This is a genomic window from Lysobacter oryzae DSM 21044 (assembly GCF_059568595.1).
The window spans coordinates 171,994-187,194 of record NZ_JCANTQ010000011.1; the positions used below are offsets into that span (position 1 = coordinate 171,994).

Sequence of the window (15,201 nt, forward strand, 5' to 3'; positions counted from 1 at the left end):
CATTTCGATGAGCAAGCCCAACGGCGCTCTCGCCGCTGCACTCACGCGCCACAAGTCCATCGAACAGTTGCAGGCCGAAGCCGGATCGCGCGGGGATTTCCGCCGCGTGCTGGGCCTGTGGCAACTCACCGGCATCGGCCTGGGCGGGATCATCGGCGTGGGCATCTTCGTGCTGGCGGGACAGCAGGCCGCGGCCAACGCCGGGCCGGCGGTGGCGCTGGCCTTCATCATCGCCGGCATCGCCAGCGCGGCCGCCGCGCTGTGCTACGCGGAGTTCGCGGGCATGATCCCGGTCACCGGCAGCGCCTACACCTACGGCTATGCCGTGCTGGGAGAATTCGCCGCCTGGCTGATCGGCTGGGACCTGCTGCTCGAGTACGCGCTGATCGTGGCCGCCGTGGCCAGCGGCTGGTCCGGATACGTGATGTCCATCCTCGATTTCATGGGCGTGCATCTCCCCGTCTGGGCGCAGGGCGCGATGGGCACCGGCGAAGGCCGCGTCTTCAACGTGATCGCCGCGGCGGTGTCGCTGCTGATCGCGGGCCTGCTCACCATCCGTACCGAATGGGGCGCGCGCTTCAACACCGTCATCGTGGCGATCAAGGTCATCGCCGTCATCCTGGTGATCGGCGTGGGCGTCTTCTACATCGATCCCGCCAACTGGTCGCCGTTCATCCCCGAACGCGTGATCGGCGCCGACGGCAAGGGCCACTTCGGCTTCTCCGGCGTAGTGACGGCCGCCGCGGTGGTGTTCTTCGCGGTGTTCGGCTACGACACGCTTACCACCGCAGCTGAAGAGTCGAAGAATCCGCAACGCGACCTGCCGCGCGCCGTGCTGCTGTCGCTGGGCGTGTCGATGGTGCTGTACATCGCGATCTCGCTGGTGCTGACCGGCATCGCCCACTACAGCACCCTGGGCACGGATGCGCCCGTCGCCGACGCGTTCAAGAACCTGGGCATGCCCTGGATCAGCGTGGCCATCTCGATCGCCGCGGTCACCGGCATCATCAGCGTGATGTTCGCCTTCCTGCTCGCGGCGGCGCGCATCTGGTTTTCGCTGGCGCGCGACGGGCTGCTGCCCGCGTGGTTCGCCAAGGTCCATCCGCGCTACGGCACTCCGCACCGGCCGACGCTGCTGCTGGGCGCAGTGAGCGCGGTGGTCGCGGGGCTGCTGCCGATCGGCGAAGTCGCCGAGCTGGTCAACATCGGCACGCTGTCGGCCTTCATCGTCATCTGCAGCTCGGTCATCGTGCTGCGCCGGCGCCGTCCCGAGATTCCGCGCGCGTTCCGCACCCCGTGGGTACCGGTCGTCCCGCTGATCGGTATTGCCTTCTCGATCTGGCTGGTGTCCCAATTGCCCTGGATCACCTGGGAGCGCTTCCTGATCTGGATGGCGATCGGCTTGCTGGTGTACTTCGGCTACGGCATGCGCCACAGCAAGCTGGCAGCGAAGGACTGACTGCCCGGCATCAACTTCAGCGCGGCGCGTCGTAACCGCCGCGCAGGCCGCGCGGCGACAGCACCAGCTGCCACAGCTGGATGCGTCGCGCGCGGAAGCTGGCCATCGACCCGGCCAGGTAGAAACGCCACATCCGGCGGAAGCGCTCGTCGTAGTCCGGGAGCTGTTGCCACGCGGCCTCGATGTTCGTGCGCCACGCCTGCAGCGTACGGTCGTAGTCGGGGCCGAAGCCGTGCCAGTCCTCGACCACGAACCGGCCTTCGACCGCCCGCGCGATCTGGGCCGCGGAGGGCAGCATCGAGTTGGGGAAGATGTAGCGCGCGATCCAGGGATCGGTGTGGTGCTGCGAGACATTGCTGCCGATGCTGTGCAGCAGGAACAGGCCGTCGTCGGGCAGGCAGGCGCGTGCCACCTCGAAGTAGCGGCGGTAGTTCTTCACCCCGACGTGTTCGAACATCCCGATCGAGAAGGCGCGGTCGAATTTCCCATCGAGCTCGCGGTAATCCTGCACGCGGATCTCGATGGGGAGGCCGGCGCACAGGCGACGGGCGAACTCGGCCTGCTCGTGCGAGACGGTGACCCCGACGCCTGCGACGCCGTAGCGCTCGGCCGCGAATTTCAGCGCCTCGCCCCAGCCGCAGCCGATGTCCAGCACGCGCATGCCGGGCTGCAGTCCGAGCTTGCGGCAGACCAGGTCGAGCTTCGCCTCCTGGGCCTGGTCCAGCGTGCCCGCCCGGCGCCAGTAACCGCAGCTGTAGACCAGCCGCTTGCCGAGCATCGCGGCGTAGAGATCGTTGCCCAGGTCGTAGTGGCGTTCGCCCACGGTGAAGCTGCGGCTGCGCGTCTGCAGGTTGAACAGTTGTGCGCGCAGGCCGTCCAGCACGGCGGCGATCCCGCGCACGCGCTCGTCGATGCGTGCATCCAGCAGCCGGTACAACAGCCCGTCCAGTGAGCCGGTGTCCCACCACCCGTCCATGTAAGACTCGCCCAGGCCGAGCGATCCCTGCGCCAGCAGCTGCATGGGTAGCCGCGGATCGTGCATCTGCAGATCCCACTCGCGCTCGCCGTCGATGCGGACATCGGCAGGCGCGAGCAGCCGTTCCAGTCGTTGCCGGAGCGGGTGTGTCCGCATCGCGGCGGTGGGCGAGTGCGTGGCGAACATGGCGGTCAGCTCAAGGTGGCTGTACGCATGGGATTACCCGCCTTCGAACAGACTCCGGTAGGCAGGGGCGATGTAGGGCAGCAGCGAAGCGGAAGGCACCTCGACCGTCTGGGTGCCGTCCGAATACGGACCGACCTGGTATGGCGGGAACACGAAGCGCACCGCGCGGATGCGACCGTCGCTGCCGACGATGGGCTCGAACTGGCTGAAATGCTCCGGATCCGGCTCGGTCCCGTCCTCGATCATCTTGTTGGCGCCCTTGAGCACTTCCACGCGCTCGGAAGGCGGCAGCTCATCGGCGTCGACGCGCTGTGACAGCGCGGTGTGCAGTTGCTCGCGCACGAGCATCGAGACGGCTTCCCAGCCCTTGGTGTCGGTGACCAGGTCGCTCGCGCGGAGGAGCCGGTCCTGCTGGGGCAGCCAGACCCAGCGCGCGATCAGCGGCGCGCCATGCGCTCCGCCGGTGTAGCTGCTGCCATCCACTCCGACCGAAACCAGGGTGGGCGAGACATGAAGCTCGGTGAACGGCAGCACCAGCTCGTAGGGCGCGCTGCCCTCGCCTTTCGCGCGTCCCTTGGCGGCTTCAACGAGTTCCGCGCGTGCGCCCTGGGCATACCGCTTGAGCTCCGTGGCCAACGCCGGATACTTGCCCGCCACCGGCGGATAGCTGATGCCGATGATGTAGTCGGCGGTGTGCTCGGTGACGTCCTGCAGCGAGGCATCGACCGCCGCCACGGGCGCAGGTGCGGGGGCCGTCGCCGCCGGCGCGGTCGCCGGCGCAGGTTGCTCGCGCTTGCAGGCCGCCAGCATTGCGGCGACGAGCAGCGCCAGCGCGAACGAAGTGCGCGAAACATTCATGCGCATGGGCAAGTCCTTGTAATCCCGGCGACAGTATCGCCGAGAACGTGATTTCCGTATTCACAATTACGCGTAATGCCGGGCGAACCGGCACCGCGAAGGTCAGTCGAGCGTCACCATTCGGTGCGCTGGGGCAGCAGGCCGCGCAGTTCGGCGTCGGTCAGGTTGCGCCACTGCCCGGGCTTGAGGTGCCCGAGCTTGACGTTGCCGATGCGCACGCGCAGCAGCTGTTTCACCCGGAAGCCGAAATGGGCGGCCATCAGGCGGATCTGCCGGTTGAGGCCCTGCACCAGCACGATGCGGAAGCCGAACTTGCCGAGCCTGCCCGTCTTGCAGGGCAGCGTGACCTCGCCGTGCAGCGGCACGCCGCGGCTCATGCCACGCAGGAATTCGTCCGTGACCGGGTGGTTGACCGCCACCAGGTATTCCTTCTCCAGCTTGTTCTCGGCGCGCAGGATCTCGTTGACGATGTCGCCGTTGCTGGTCAGCAGGATCAGGCCTTCCGAGTCCTTGTCCAAGCGTCCGATCGGGAAGATCCGCTTCTCGTGACCGACGAAGTCGACGATGTTGTCCTTGACCGTGGACTCGGTGGTCGAGGTGATGCCGACCGGCTTGTTCAGCGCGATGTAGACATGGCGCCGCTGCCCCTTGGCGGCCGTGCGCGCCTGCAGCTTCTGCCCGTCGACCAGGACGTGGTCGCCCCTGCCCACCTCGGTGCCCACGCGCGCGCGCAACCCGTTGATGGTGACGCGGCCTTCGGCGATGAGGCGATCGGCTTCGCGGCGCGAGCAATGGCCGGTGTCGCTGATGTGCTTGTTGAGACGCATGGAACCGCGGGAGTCGGGGGGCGGGGAATGATACGCCGCCCGTTCCCGCTTCCGCGGGGACCTAGGCCAGCAGGTCCGCGTACTGCCTGTGCTTCTGCACCCAGCCGGCGGCGTACGAGCAGGCCGGCCGGACCTTGACCCCCGCCCCGCGGGCGAATTCGAAAGCCGCGCGCACCAGCTCGGAGGCGATGCCCCGCCCTTCGATCGGTCGGGGCACCCCGGTGTGGTTGATCACCAGGACCTCGCCGTCGTAGTGGTAGTCGACCTCGGCCTCGACACCGTCCACTACGGTGCTGAAGCGATGGGCGACCGGATCATGGTGGATTTCGTACGGCTGCATGGCGTTCAGGGGAAGCGCTCCGAGGACGGTGGATGGACATCGAGCGGGAGTCTAGCCCCCGGCATCGCGACGCCCCTGCCGATGGCGATCCTGCGTGCTGACACTGCCCTGGATCGCATCCAGGCGAGTCTCGGCCTGGTGCAATGCCTGGGCGTGCGCCTCGGCCTGCTGCTCCGCGTCACGCGGCGGCATTGCCTGCGGGTGCGGCGAGCCGTGCTCGGAATCGAACTGGCGCCAGGGCGGCGGCTCACGGTCGCGCGCGTGCTTGGCCTCCAGCAGTTCGCGCGTATTGGCCAAGGCTTCCTCGGGGGTGATGTGGTGCGGCTTGCGCGTGCGCGACGAGCCGCGCGCGCGGCCGCGGGTAGTCGCGGCCTGCTCAGCCGGGGCCATGCCGCGGGCCTCGGAGGACCGCTCGGCCCTGGCGGGCTTGGCGCTCTTCCGCGCCGGCTTGGCCGCTGCGCTGTCCATCGGGCCCGTGACCGCCTTCCTTGCCGCGGCCTTGTTCGTTGCGGCCTTCGTCGCCGCAGGCCTTGCCGGGGTGCGGGCGGCCGCTGCGACCTTCTTGGCAACCTTCTTCGCCGCCTTCTTGGCGACCACTTTCTTCGCCGCCTTGCGCGCCGGTTGGGTCGTACCGCTGCGGGCGGCCACGGTCTTACGGGCCACCTTCTTGGCGGCGGTCTTCTTCACCGCCTTCTTCACGACCTTCCTTGCCGCCTTCTTCGCGGTCTTCCCTGTGCTTTTGCCGGCCAGCTTGCGGGCCGGCGCCTTGCGCGTCGCGGCCTTTTTCACCGCCTTGCGGGCGGTTTTCGCGGTCTTGCGGGTTGCCATGCTCGCCTCCGTGGTCATTGGTCCGCATCCGGCGCTGCTCGCACCGGCTGGGGACGGAGTAGCACGCGCGGCATTCACGCGGGGTGAGCGATGGTCGTGACCGAGTGCGCCGCCTCACTGCGTTCGATCGCATGCAGGTGTGTCGGGCAGGCACCAAGGACGGCCTCCGCCCTCACCTGCGACTGGCATGGAAGCTGCTTTCGTCCAACCACCGCAGGGGAGAACCGCCATGGCCCAGCCCGATCTCGGCAACTACGAACAGTTCAGCGACGAAGCGCTGATGCACCGCTACTTCGAACTGTCCGACCATCCCGACACGCATGCCGACGAACTGGCCGCGATCGACGCCGCCATCCAGGCCCGCCTGTTCGCCACTTATGGTGCGAACGAGCCCGGCTCGTCGCCGCGGATCCGCTACGCGGCTTGACGCACGCCGATCTCAGGGGAACCGCGGGGCCTGCAGGCTCTCGATGAAGTGGCGCAGCACGCCCGGTTCCATCAGCAGCATGAACATCACGCCGTAGGCCGCGCCCGACAGGTGCGCGCTGTGGTTCACGTTGCCGCCGCCCTGCCGGTCCTTCCAGAACGAATACGCGACATAGCCGATTCCGTACAGGAACCCCGGCACCGGCAGCGGCGCCATGATCCACATCCACGGATCGAGCAGGATCGACGCGAACAGCACCGCGGACACCCCGCCGGAGGCCCCCAGGCTGCTGTAGCGCGCATCGTGGCGATGGCGCATGTAGGTCGGGAGGATCGCGACCACTATCGCCGACAGGTAGAACAGACCGTAGCCGACCGGGCCGATGTAGCTGGACATCACCCGCTCGACCACCCGGCCGAAGAAGAACAGCGTGATCATGTTGAACAGCAGGTGCGACCAGTCGGCATGGATGAAACCATGCGTCAGCAGGCGGTCGAACTGCCGGTACCGGTCGATCGCCGGCGGCCACAGGATCAGGCGCTGCAGCAGTGGCGGCCGCTCGAAGGCGAGCCACGAAACCACCACGGTTACGGCGATCAGCAGATAGGTCAGCATTGCGTGTCGGTCCCGGCGATTGGCCGCGTCAGGCGCGGTAGTGGTCCTGCATCGGGTAATGGCGTGCGTACAGCGCGAACGCCAGTGCCGCCAGCAGCGCGAACCCCGCGAAGAAGAACATGAGGAACGCGGTCTCGCTCAAGCCGGTCTGGGCGATCTGCGAGGTGACGCCCTCGTTGCGGACGGCTGCGTTGCTGAGCAGCACCCACAGGTTGCCGACGGTCACCGAGAGCATCCAGAAGCTCATGATCGTGCCCTTCATCGACGAGGGCGCCTGGCTGTAGGCGAACTCAAGGCCGGTCGCCGAGACCAGCACTTCGCCCATCGTCAGCAGCGCATACGGCAGCACCTGCCACACGATCGAGACCGGATTGCCGCCATCGATGGCCAGCTGCAGGCTGCCGGCGACGATCCACGCCAGCGCCGAGAAGGCGATGCCCGACCCCATGCGCCGCAGCGGGGTCGGCTCGACACCCAGGCTGCGCAGCAGCGGGTACAGCACCAGGTTGTTGAACGGAATGATCAGCATCACCAGCGCCGGGTTGAGCGCCTGCATCTGTGCGGCCTGGAACCACGCCGGCTTGGTCATCAGCTCGCCCTGGATCACCCAGGTGGATGCCTTCTGGTCGAACAGCGACCAGAACGGCGTCACCAGCGCGAACACGATCAGGATGCGCAGCACCGCGCGCACGCCGTCGACCGCGTCGTCCGGGTGCGCGCCGCGGGCGCGTTCCAGTTGCAGCGAAGCGCCCACGCCGCCGAACGCCATCACCAGCACCAGCGCCAGGCAGAACGCGGGCACGAACTCGAGCGAGCCGGCCAGCCACAACCCGATCGCGGCTACCGCCAGCACCATGCCCAGCACGGCGATCGTCAGCCCGCCCCGGCCCTGTCCCGGCGACCTGGCCAGCAGCGCGGAGCGCACCACGTTGAGGAAGGAATGCGGGTTCGGCGGCGACGCCGGCACGTGGGTGTATTTCCTGCGTCCCGCCCAGAAGATGACCACCGCCAGGAACATCAGCGCGCCGGGGATGCCGAACGCCACTGCCGGACCGTAGCCGCGCAGGAAGATCGGCATCAGCAGCGAGGCGAAGAAGCTGCCGAAATTGATCGTCCAGTAGAACGCGTCGTAGACGACTTTGGCCTTGGCCTTGTTGCTCTGGTCGAACTGGTCGCCCACGAACGCAGACACCAGCGGTTTGATGCCGCCCGACCCCAGTGCGATCAGGAACATGCCCGCGTAGAAGCCGGTCGGGTTGTGCACGAACATCGACAGGCAGACGAAGCCCAGCACGTACACCAGCGACAGCCAGAGGATGGTGTTGTACTTGCCGAAGTAGCGGTCGGAAATCCAGCCGCCCAGCAGCGGGAAGAAGTAGACGCCGATCACGAACGTGTGGAACACGTCCTTGGCCATGTGCTCGCGCTCGGCCTGCGAGGCGATGTACATCAGCAGCGACGAAACCAGGAACGGCGTCAGGATGTTGCGCATCCCGTAGAAGCCGAAGCGCTCGCAGGCTTCGTTGCCGATGATGTAGGGGATCTGCCGGGGCAGCTTGCCGGTGGCGGCGGCGGTCTGGGTGCTGGCTGTCATGTAGGTCTACGTTCGTGCCGACGGCAGTGCCCGTCCGCGGAAGCATGAAAAACGGCGGACAGTGCCCGCCGGCCCGCGGCAGGGTAACACTGGCGCGGTGCCCCCCGGCCAGACGCCGGAAGGCCGCGCTGGTTCAGGCATTCATGCCCACTCGGTGAGCCCTTCGCGCTCGTACAGCGTGTTGAACGAAGGGCGGGCCTTCATCCGCTGCGCCAGCGCCGCCAGGTGCGGCCAGGTAGTGGCTGGCTGCGGCATGTTGCGCGACCAGCGCATCAGCATCGCGAGGTAGAAGTCCGCGGCGCTGACGTGGTCGCCCAGCAGGTAGGGGCCATGCGCGCCGAGGTGCGCGTCCAGGCGGTCCCAGGCCGCCTCGATGCGCGGACGCACGGAATCGCGCACCAGCGTTTCGTTGGCCGCACCCGCGGGTTCGTGCGGATACCACCAGATGCGGAACAGCGGCTGCACCGCATTGGCAAGGTGGAACATCCATTGCAGGTACTGCGGACGCAACGGGCTGTCGAGCGCGGGCGCGAGGCCTGCCCCGGCATGGCGGTCGGCCAGCATCATCGTCAATGCGCTGCACTCGAAGCGCGCCGCGCCATCGACGATCAGCGTCGGCACCACGCCGTTGGGATTGAGGGCGAGGTATTCCGGCGACCTCTGTTGACCCGCCTTGGTGTCGACCAGGCGCAATTCATGCGGCACGCCAAGTTCGATCAGGAGCCAATGGACCACCATGCTCGCGGCACCAGGGGCGTAGTAGAGCGAATACATGCAGCGACTCCTCCGGGATGGGCTGTCGATGATCGCATGCAGCCGCTGCCCTGCTGACAGCACGCCGACAGCAGCCTGCGTCCATTGGCCGCGGCCGCGCACCCCGGCTGCCACGACGCCGTTACCATCCCCTCCTCGACCGCCGACCCCAACAAGCCGAATCGACCATGCACCGCACCTTCCTGTTCTCCGCCAGCCTGGCCATGGCTGTCGCCACGGCCGCCCAGGCCGCGCCGCAAGGACTGACCACCGTTGCCGAACGCAGCGGCTTCCAGAAAACCGGACGCTATGACGAAGTGATCGCGCTGTGCGATGGCTTCCAGGAGCGTTATCCCGAGGCGGTGCGGTGCTTCGATTTCGGCGCCACCCCGGAAGGCCGGCCGATGAAGGCGCTGGCGGTCAGCACCACCGGCAAACTGCAGCCGCAGGCGGCGCGGGAGGCCGGACTGCCGGTGCTGCTGGTGCAGGGCGGCATCCATGCGGGCGAGATCGACGGCAAGGACGCGGGCTTCCTGCTGCTGCGGGAACTGCTCGAAGGCAAGCGCAGGGGCAACCCGCTGGACAAGCTCGTGCTGCTGTTCGTACCCGTGTTCAACGTCGATGGGCACGAGCGCTTCGCCGCGTGGAACCGGCCCAACCAGCGCGGCCCGGAGGAAATGGGCTGGCGCACCACCGCGCAGAACCTCAACCTCAACCGCGACTACGTGAAGGCCGGCAGTCCCGAGATGCAGGCGATGCTGCGCTTGGCGAACGAGTGGGATCCAGTGGCGATGATGGACCTGCACGTGACCGACGGCGCGAAGTTCCAGCACGACGTGTCGATCATGGTCGAACCGGCGGCCGGCGGCGACGAACCGCTGCGCAAGGTCGGCACGGCGTGGCGCGATGGCGTGATCGCACGCCTGGAGAAGCAGGGATCGCTGCCGCTGCCCTTCTATCCCTCCTTCGTCGAAACCGACAATCCGGCCTCCGGCTTCGAGCATGGCGTGGCCCCGCCCCGCTTCTCACAGAGCTATTTCGCCCAGCGCAACCGCCTGGGCATGCTGGTGGAAACGCACTCATGGAAGGACTACCCGACGCGCGTGCGCATCACCCGCAACACCGTGCTTGCTGCCGCCGAACTGGTCGCAGCCCATGGCCAGGACTGGCTGCAGCAGGAACACGCCGCCGACGAACGCGCGTCGGCGCTGGCGGGGCGTCCCGTGGCCCTTGATTACAAGGCGACGGCCAGGTCGCGCACGATCGCGTTCCAGGGCTACGCCTACACGCGCACGCCCTCGGATATCTCCGGCGCGCTGATGACGCGCTACGACGAGAGCAAGCCGCAGGTCTGGAACATTCCCCTCCGCGACGAGATCGTGCCGGGACACACCGTCGATGCGCCGGGTGCGGGCTACATCGTGCCGGCGGCGCATGCGGCGTGGGTGGGGGCCAAGCTGCGGCAGCATGGCGTCGAATTCCGCCGCCTGGACGCGCCGCTCGCCGGCGCCGACGTCCGCGCCTTCCACGCCGACGCGACGAAGTTCGGCGCGCAATCCTTCGAAGGCCACCAGACACTGGAGGCGACCGGAAACTGGAAACCCGAACGCCGCGATCTCACCGCCGGCGCACTGTTCGTTCCGATCGCGCAGCCCAAGGCCCGACTGGTCATGACGCTGCTGGAACCGCAGTCCGGCGATTCGCTGCTGGCCTGGGGCGAATTCAACACCGCTTTCGAACGCAAGGAATACATGGAGGACTACGTCGCCGAGGAAGTTGCGCGCGAAATGCTGGCTAAGGATCCGGAGCTGAAGGCGCGCTTCGAGCAACGCCTCAGGGACGACGCCGCATTCGCCGGCAGTCCCTCCGCGCGGCTGGAGTACTTCGCCAGGCTGCACCCCTCCTGGGACCGGGCATACAACGTCTATCCGGTCCTGCGCGTGGATCGCGCGCCCTGATCCGGACTCGTCATTGCGGCAATGTGATTCCGCTCACGCAACGGCCCCGCGGCCGGAACCGGCGCCGGTGTAGCCTGCGGGGATTGCGTCTCGGGAACATGCCATGACCGCTTGCCGCTGCACTTTCCTGCTTGCCCTCGCGTTGTCGCTGATCGCCTGCAAGCCCACCGGCTCCGCCCAGCCGGCGGCAGCGCCGGATGCCGCGGCCACTCCGGCCGCAACCGCCTCGCACAAGGCGGCGAGCGCGGTCACGCGGTGGCAGTGCGACAAGCTGACCGTCGCCACCCACTTCGACGACGAATCGCTGGAGTCCATCACCCTGGAAACACCAGAACGCATGTTGACGCTGAAGTCGATGGCGAACGAGGACGGGGCACGCTTCGCCGACGCAGCCGGCAATGAGTTCTGGAGTCGTCCCGGCAAGGTCAACCTGACCCTGGTGGGCCAGCCGACGGTCGAATGCCTGAAGGTGCGTGACAGCGCGGCGGCGCGCTAACCCATTCGGCCCCGGAACGGATCCGGGTCGTTCGCGAACAGGCGGCGCGCTACCTCGCGCTCGTCGGCCTCGATCTCGCCGATGAAGCCGCGCGCGTCGCCCAGTTGCGCGAAGGCGGTAAACCCGCGCTCCAGGAAACCCTGCAATTCCGCCAGGCCCGCGGCGCGCGCCGGCCCGCGCGACAGCTTCAGCAACGTGGAAACGCCCGGCGCGCGCAAGGCGCCGGCCAGTCCGCTGCCCACATGGGCGATCAGGTCGATCTGGTGGCGACGCAGGCGCGGCAGTCCCGAGACACGGTAGGCCTGCGCATACAGCGGCGCATCCAGCCGGCGGCGACGGGGCGCCGTGCCCTCGAGCACTCCGGCCACGCGCAGGTCGAATGCATGCGTCAGCAATCCCAGCTCGATTGCGTCCGACAGCGTCTTCAGCAGTGACGACGGCAGCAACCGCTGCATCGTGGGCAGCACGCGCGCAATGTCTGCATCGCGCCGGCTGAAATCGCGGTCGTTGTAGACGTCGCTCAGGAAGAACTGCGCCGCGGGCCTTCGGGTCGGGTCGCGCAGGAAGCGGTCGAAGCTGGCTTCGAGTCGCTCGGCCTGCCAGCGCCGGACCTCCGGCAGCCAGCGCAACTGGTTGCGCGGTTCGCGGACGGGATCGTGCACCGCCTGGTGCCTGGCCAGCAGGCAGCCCAGGCGCTTGGACAGGTCGTGGTCACGTGACATCGGCACGATGATCCGCACCGGGCTGCCAGGTGGCAACCGGAAGGGCCTACTGGCGTCCCAATCCGCCCACGCCCCCTGGGCTACACTCGATCCACCTGATCCGTACCCGCGCGCATGCTGTCTTTCCACACCGCCCGCCAGAGGGCGCGCAAAGCCTCCGACAAGACCCCCCCGCGCATTGGCCTGGCCGTCGCCGGCGGTGGCCCCATCGGCGCCATGTACGAACTCGGCGCCCTGCGCGCGCTGGACGAAGCCATCGAGGGCCTCGACCTGTCGCGGCTGGATTGCTACGTCGGCGTCAGCAGCGGTGCCTTCCTCGCGGCGGGCCTCGCCAACCGCATGGGCACCGAAGAGCTGTGCCGCATCTTCCTGACCGGCGACAGCGACGACGTGCAGTTCCGGCCGGAAACCTTCATGCGTCCGGCGTTCTTCGAGTACATGCGTCGTGCCGCTGCGCTGCCGCGCCTGGCCACGGACTGGTGGCGCGAGCTGCTGTTCTCGCCCGGGGACCTGCGCTGGCCGGACTTCCTGACCCGCTTCGGCGGCCTGGTGCCGACCGGGCTGTTCGACAACGGCGAGGTCGAACGCTTCCTCCGCGATGTGTTCACCCGCCGCGGTCGCACCAACGATTTCCGCGAACTCGAATCGCCCCTGTTCGTCATCTCGGTCGATCTGGACAGCGGAGAAACCGTCCGCTTCGGCGGCGAACAATGGAACGACGTGCCCATCTCGCAGGCCATCCAGGCCAGCGCCGCCCTGCCCGGCCTGTATCCACCGGTGGAAGTCCGCGGCCGCCACTTCGTCGACGGCGCCTTGCGCCGCACCATGCATGCGTCCGTCGTGCTCGAGCGCGGCATCGACCTGATGCTCGGGGTGAATCCGCTCGTGGCGTTCAACACGGGGGTGGACGCCGCAGTCGCGCCGACCAGCCCCGGGCGCCTCGCGGCCGGCGGCCTGCCGGCGGTGCTTTCGCAAACCTTCCGCACACTGCTGCAGTCGCGGATGCAGATCGGCCTGGTCAAGCACCAGCAGCAGTTCCCCGACATCGACCAGTTGATCTTTGAACCGAACGCGGAAGACGGCGAGCTCTTCTTCACCAATGCCTTCAGCTTCGCCAACCGCCAGCGCATCGCGGAAATCGCCTATCGCAACGTGATGGCCGATCTGCGCCAGCGTGCTGACACGCTGGCGCCGGTACTGGCCGCGCATGGACTCCGGGTGCGGGAGGAGATCGCCGGCGACGTCGAACGATCCATCCTCGATGGCCTCAAGCGGCGGCCGCGCAAGACCGAGACGACGGCGCGCCTGCACCGTGCGCTCGACGACGTCGATGCGTTGATCGCTACGCGCCACGCCCACTGATTCGTGCGGGTCGCGATACGCGACCTTGGTGTGAAAGCTCTAGACAACGCCGCGATCTTGCAGCCATCACCCACCTCCCATCCGGGGCAGACCATGGCCAAGTTCAAGAAGACCGCTAAGAAGACCGCCGGCTCCACCAGGAGCGCGTCCACCAAGGCCAGCGCCCAACAGGCCGAGCAGTTGTCGAAGACCTTGAGCGAGTCCGCCCAGCAGGTGTGGCTGGCTGGCGTCGGCGCCTTCAGCCGCGCCCAGACCGAAGGCACCAAGCTGTTCGAATCGCTGATCAAGGAAGGCCTGAAGCTGGAGAAGAACGCCCTCAGGTTCGCCGGCGGCCAGGCGGATGCCGTGCGTGGTGCCGTGGAAAACAAGGTGGGCCAGGCCCGCGAACGCGCGACCGATACCTGGGACCGTCTGGAAAGGGTTTTCGAGGACCGCGTGCAGCGCGCGCTCACCAAGCTTGGCGTGCCTGGCCGCGATGACCTCGCCGACCTGAGCCGCAAGGTCGACTCCCTCACTGCCGAACTGCGCAAGCAGAACGGCAAGCCCGCCGCGAAGAAGGCGGCGAAGGCCGCGAAGAAGCCGGCCGCGCGCAAGACCCGCACCAGCACCACCTCGAACTGATCCAACCGGATTCCGAAGCGACCCGCTCGTTTCAAGCTTCTGCCCGCCAGTCCTTCCAGCGCAGCTCCCCTCCCCTTGCGACTCGGACTGGCGGGCTTTTTATTGCCCGACCTCCTTCACGTTTTCGCCTTCGGCGCCCTGACGTATAGTCTCGGCCTCGGTTTCTTCGGAAGGACTCATGCCGGCTTCGTCGCTCCTACTCGCAACGGCCGTGGCCATTGCCCTCGGTGGCGCCGCCACCGCATGGCTGTGGCTGGTGCAACGTCCCCGGGCCGAGCGCGCCGAAGGCTTCAAGTTGCTGGCGGCGATGCGCTGGCGCGAATTCTCCAGGCTGGTCGTGGATGGATTGCGCAATCGCGGATTCGAACCCGAGGCGGCCGAAGATACCGCCGAACGCGGCCAGGATTCCGTCATCCATCTCAAGCGCGACAACCAGGAATGGCTGTTGGCGTGCAAGCAGGGGTTGAACTACCACATCACCCAGTCAATGGTTGGCGACGTCGCCGACGCGGTCCGGTTCCACGGTGCCGCGGGTGGCGTGGTGGCCACGCTGGGCGAACTTGATGCGGATGCCCGCAGGGTCGCGGCCGGCCAGGTTGAGCTTTACGACGGAACCCGCTTGTGGCCCATGGTGCACGCGCAACTGTCGCGTGGCGTGCAGGACGAGCTTTCCGGCAAGGCGCATGGGGCGATCAAGCGCCAGATCCTGATCGCGTGGGCCGCCGCGCTCACCCTCGGGCTGGTGACGGCGATGATCCTGCCCAGGAGCGAACCCACCGCGGAGGCGGACGCCCCCGCCAGCGCGCCGGCAACTGCTGCGCCGGCCGCAATCCGGCCACCGGAGCCGGTGGCCGCCGCGCCGATCGCCCCGGCTCCCGTCAGCGACGACGAGCAGCGCGACGATGTGATCCGGATGGTTACCACGCTGCCCGGCGTCGAACGTGCAATGTGGAGCACACGATCCACGCTGCTGATCTACCTGACCGACGAAAACGCGGACCCGCTGGGCGGCATTTGCCAAGTGATGAGGAAGTACGAAACGCTGCGCACCTCGCGCCTGCATCTGCAACCTCCGGCGGGAGCAGCGCGTCCGGCCCGCTTTGTCCAATGCGCTACGTACTGACGCCAGCCAGGTCCGACTAACAAAAAACGCGGCTTCTGCCGCGTTTTTTTGTGGCG

At 67.7% G+C, this 15,201-nt stretch carries 16 protein-coding genes; 7 read left to right on the top strand and 9 right to left on the bottom strand.

The features are described 5' to 3' along the window. Positions 1-7: 7 nt before the first annotated feature. Positions 8-1,459, top strand: a complete 1,452-nt coding sequence (locus tag BP05_RS09090; protein WP_496362638.1) for an amino acid permease — start codon at positions 8-10, stop codon at positions 1,457-1,459. A 16-nt stretch (positions 1,460-1,475) separates the two neighbouring features. On the opposite strand, the gene cfa is transcribed toward BP05_RS09090, so the two are convergent. The 5 genes from cfa to BP05_RS09115 form a co-directional block, all read right to left on the bottom strand. After that, entirely contained in the window at positions 1,476-2,591 is a 1,116-nt protein-coding gene (gene cfa / locus BP05_RS09095; protein WP_496362640.1) for a cyclopropane fatty acyl phospholipid synthase, read from the bottom strand. A gap of 63 nt (positions 2,592-2,654) precedes the next feature. Beyond that, entirely contained in the window at positions 2,655-3,485 is an 831-nt protein-coding gene (locus BP05_RS09100; RefSeq protein ID WP_496362642.1) for a DUF3298 and DUF4163 domain-containing protein, read from the bottom strand. Positions 3,486-3,592: 107 nt separating this feature from the next. Beyond that, positions 3,593-4,306 carry a 23S rRNA pseudouridine(2604) synthase RluF gene (gene rluF / locus BP05_RS09105; RefSeq protein WP_496362644.1) on the bottom strand — a complete coding sequence of 238 codons (714 nt, stop codon included), beginning with the start codon at positions 4,304-4,306 and terminating at the stop codon, positions 3,593-3,595. Between the two features lie 61 nt (positions 4,307-4,367). Then, complete coding sequence (locus BP05_RS09110) at positions 4,368-4,646, bottom strand: GNAT family N-acetyltransferase (RefSeq protein WP_496362646.1); 279 nt, start codon at positions 4,644-4,646, stop codon at positions 4,368-4,370. A gap of 51 nt (positions 4,647-4,697) precedes the next feature. Beyond that, positions 4,698-5,474: a hypothetical protein gene (locus tag BP05_RS09115; protein ID WP_496362648.1), complete on the bottom strand. Its 777-nt coding sequence runs from the start codon at positions 5,472-5,474 to the stop codon at positions 4,698-4,700. A 229-nt stretch (positions 5,475-5,703) separates the two neighbouring features. Here BP05_RS09115 and BP05_RS09120 point away from each other — a divergent pair, with 229 nt between their 5' ends. Next, a complete protein-coding gene (locus BP05_RS09120) occupies positions 5,704-5,901 on the top strand; it encodes a hypothetical protein (protein ID WP_496362650.1) in 198 nt (65 codons plus the stop codon). Between the two features lie 12 nt (positions 5,902-5,913). On the opposite strand, the gene BP05_RS09125 is transcribed toward BP05_RS09120, so the two are convergent. The 3 genes from BP05_RS09125 to BP05_RS09135 form a co-directional block, all read right to left on the bottom strand. Next, on the bottom strand, positions 5,914-6,516 hold the full coding sequence (locus tag BP05_RS09125; protein ID WP_496362652.1) for a rhomboid family intramembrane serine protease: 603 nt from the start codon (positions 6,514-6,516) through the stop codon (positions 5,914-5,916). A gap of 28 nt (positions 6,517-6,544) precedes the next feature. After that, a complete protein-coding gene (locus tag BP05_RS09130) occupies positions 6,545-8,110 on the bottom strand; it encodes a POT-type proton-dependent oligopeptide transporter (RefSeq protein ID WP_496362654.1) in 1,566 nt (521 codons plus the stop codon). Positions 8,111-8,251: 141 nt separating this feature from the next. Continuing rightward, positions 8,252-8,884 (bottom strand): glutathione S-transferase family protein, encoded by a 633-nt coding sequence (locus BP05_RS09135; RefSeq protein WP_496362656.1) that lies wholly within the window; start codon positions 8,882-8,884, stop codon positions 8,252-8,254. Between the two features lie 167 nt (positions 8,885-9,051). Here BP05_RS09135 and BP05_RS09140 point away from each other — a divergent pair, with 167 nt between their 5' ends. Further along, the gene (locus tag BP05_RS09140) at positions 9,052-10,821 is read left to right on the top strand and encodes a M14 family metallopeptidase (RefSeq protein ID WP_496362658.1); all 1,770 of its coding nucleotides are present in this window, start codon (positions 9,052-9,054) and stop codon (positions 10,819-10,821) included. A gap of 103 nt (positions 10,822-10,924) precedes the next feature. Further along, complete coding sequence (locus BP05_RS09145; RefSeq protein ID WP_496362660.1) at positions 10,925-11,317, top strand: MliC family protein; 393 nt, start codon at positions 10,925-10,927, stop codon at positions 11,315-11,317. On the opposite strand, the gene BP05_RS09150 is transcribed toward BP05_RS09145, so the two are convergent. Continuing rightward, entirely contained in the window at positions 11,314-12,039 is a 726-nt protein-coding gene (locus BP05_RS09150; protein ID WP_496362662.1) for a DUF8198 family protein, read from the bottom strand. The genes BP05_RS09145 and BP05_RS09150 overlap by 4 nt on opposite strands. 114 nt (positions 12,040-12,153) lie before the next feature. Here BP05_RS09150 and BP05_RS09155 point away from each other — a divergent pair, with 114 nt between their 5' ends. The 3 genes from BP05_RS09155 (at position 12,154) to BP05_RS09165 (ending at position 15,145) form a co-directional block, all read left to right on the top strand. After that, on the top strand, positions 12,154-13,401 hold the full coding sequence (locus BP05_RS09155) for a patatin-like phospholipase family protein (RefSeq protein ID WP_496362663.1): 1,248 nt from the start codon (positions 12,154-12,156) through the stop codon (positions 13,399-13,401). 93 nt (positions 13,402-13,494) lie between these two features. Then, positions 13,495-14,022 (top strand): phasin family protein, encoded by a 528-nt coding sequence (locus tag BP05_RS09160; RefSeq protein WP_496362665.1) that lies wholly within the window; start codon positions 13,495-13,497, stop codon positions 14,020-14,022. A gap of 295 nt (positions 14,023-14,317) precedes the next feature. Beyond that, the gene (locus tag BP05_RS09165) at positions 14,318-15,145 is read left to right on the top strand and encodes a restriction endonuclease (protein WP_496362667.1); all 828 of its coding nucleotides are present in this window, start codon (positions 14,318-14,320) and stop codon (positions 15,143-15,145) included. The last annotated feature ends 56 nt before the right edge of the window (positions 15,146-15,201 follow it).